Origin of the sequence: Endozoicomonas sp. ALB115 (genome assembly GCF_049310245.1) — a bacterium.
Taxonomy (GTDB): Bacteria; Pseudomonadota; Gammaproteobacteria; order Pseudomonadales; family Endozoicomonadaceae; genus Endozoicomonas.
The window spans coordinates 1-2,110 of the sequence record NZ_JBLYZG010000163.1; the positions used below are offsets into that span (position 1 = coordinate 1).

At 44.8% G+C, this 2,110-nt stretch carries 2 protein-coding genes; both read right to left on the reverse strand.

Annotated elements, in window-relative coordinates; translation table 11 throughout:
* Nucleotides 1–7: 7 nt before the first annotated feature.
* Nucleotides 8–1,624 (reverse strand): dynamin family protein, encoded by a 1,617-nt coding sequence (locus ACO6VE_RS24320; RefSeq protein ID WP_422464064.1) that lies wholly within the window; start codon nucleotides 1,622–1,624, stop codon nucleotides 8–10.
* 63 nt (nucleotides 1,625–1,687) lie between these two features.
* Nucleotides 1,688–2,110 (reverse strand): hypothetical protein (locus ACO6VE_RS24325; protein WP_422464066.1); only part of this gene is annotated, 423 nt, incomplete at its 5' end.

Consider the following 2,110-nt stretch of genomic DNA (forward strand, 5'->3'; position numbering starts at 1 on the left):
ATAATTCTTACGCTGCTTTGTCACTTTCTACCTCGTCATCAATGGTACTATTGTGCTTAACGAGGTGTCCTAAGTCATTAAACCACTTCACATTTAACTGGCTCTGAATTTCAGGCGGAAGGTCATGCCCCTCATGTTTGATCCTTTCCTTGTAAGCCTGAGTATTAAAGCCTCGGTCACGACGTTCCTTCAGGCTCTCGATCTCCACCAATAACTGATGAAGTTCTTTCTCGTCGGTCTCCAACTGGCGGATCAACTCTGCTTCCTGCATACCTTGCTCTATAGCAGAAGTCAATGCCTGATGGGCGCGATTTAAACGCATAGGGAAACTGTATTTGTTGATGTATTCATCAATCACCGCTTCAATTGCGGGTAAACCACTGTTTCGTAAAGCCTGCGACGTTGATTTATCCTCCATTGCCGCAGCCACTTTTGGGCTCAACGGCATATATTGAGGAAATGCCATGGTAGGTTCTTCAAGAAGTAACTCTTCGATATTCCGTTTATCGCCACGCTCTGTCCGGGTCAGTTCACCCTGCTTGCGCAACAAATAAGCCATACGGGCAGAAACCGGATAAATATTTGGGTCATGAATCCCATTTTCCAGCAAATACTTTCTTACCCGGTCAAGTGCTTCGGCAATGTTTTCACCTTTTTCGGGGTCAAACATATCCATCTTGTTCACAACAAACAGGAAGCGATCTTTACTCTGCTTACCACCCTTACTCATGATGTCAGAAACAAGCCTGAGCAAATTTCGATCATCATTGGTACCCAGTTGCGTTGCATTGAGAACATACACAATCAATGGGTTCTGGCGGGAGTCCTGAATAAAGCCAAGAGTAGTTCTCTCATGCTCTGCATCCTGACTGTTGTTAGGTCCCGGAGTGTCAGTCAGCACCAATTGCACATTGTCATTTTTTGCGACTGAACGAATATCGCCGTGTAATGAGATTGTTTTGGTTTCTTTGTCAGCGTTCCATTGACGAAGAATATCCAGATGAACAGCCTCACAACGTTCAACCTCGTCTCCTTCTCGATTGAAACGCTCTCCCCGGAATACCACTCCCTGAGCTTTGTCGTCATGAATATGAGCAATCGTCGCTGTGGTTGCTTCATTAGCCGCAGGTAGCAAATCCTGCCCTAACATTGCATTAATGAACGTTGATTTACCGGAAGACATGGTAGCGACAACATAGACGTCAAAGTTATTGTTCAGTGCTTCCAGAAAATCTCGCTGCGCATCATCCCCGCTGTTTGCCAGATATTTTTCAAACTTGGGGGTATTTTGGACCCTGGCCATCAACTGTTTGATTTTATCCAGTCGGCTCTCCGTTGGCTCTACCGGATTCCAGCTAAGTTCAATCATCATTCCGGCATTCATGGCTTTTTGAGCTGCTTCCTTCAGATCCTCGTAATCGGATTCAACGCCGGTAAACTCGATATAAAAACTGGAACTGCCATTAAAAATGTCACGCAGTTTAAAAAAGATCTGCTCTACCCATAACTGTAAGCGTTTGGTGCTGTATCCTGCAATGTCTGAACTTTCAGAAGGAGCCTGGCCATCAATCAAAAACCTGGTTTCAACCAGAAATGGATTGTGCTCGATATATATATGATTCATTAGTATGTACTGCTCTTTTGCTCGTAAAGATGTTAATGAGGTATCTGGAAATGTCGTCGCTCTTCAAGCCGATTTAGTGACCAATGCTTCAATTGTGCTTAGCCCTGTGTAATCGATAAAAGCTTTAAGCTCTTTACGGCTCATCTCCTCAAACCCGCCCTTAAATGCATTATTAAGTCTCCGACGCTGATTGCGCTTGATCCTGTGGGGCATGATTGCTGCATTGCTTAGATGCAGAGCGCTGTCACGGAAACGCTCAAGCTCAGAGAAAAGCATATTTCGATCACTACGCCCTACTTCGACATTTTTCACAAACTTCTTTGCGGTCAATGCAGGAAGCGCCATAACCGGAATAATCACGGGATTTTGAAAGCCAAGCCCTGATAAATACTTCTTGCATATTCTGGTAAACGTGAACGCTAATTCTGGTAAGCGTGAACACCTCCGCTTACCCAAGCACTGCCCTCCTTTATTTGTAGCCTGAGT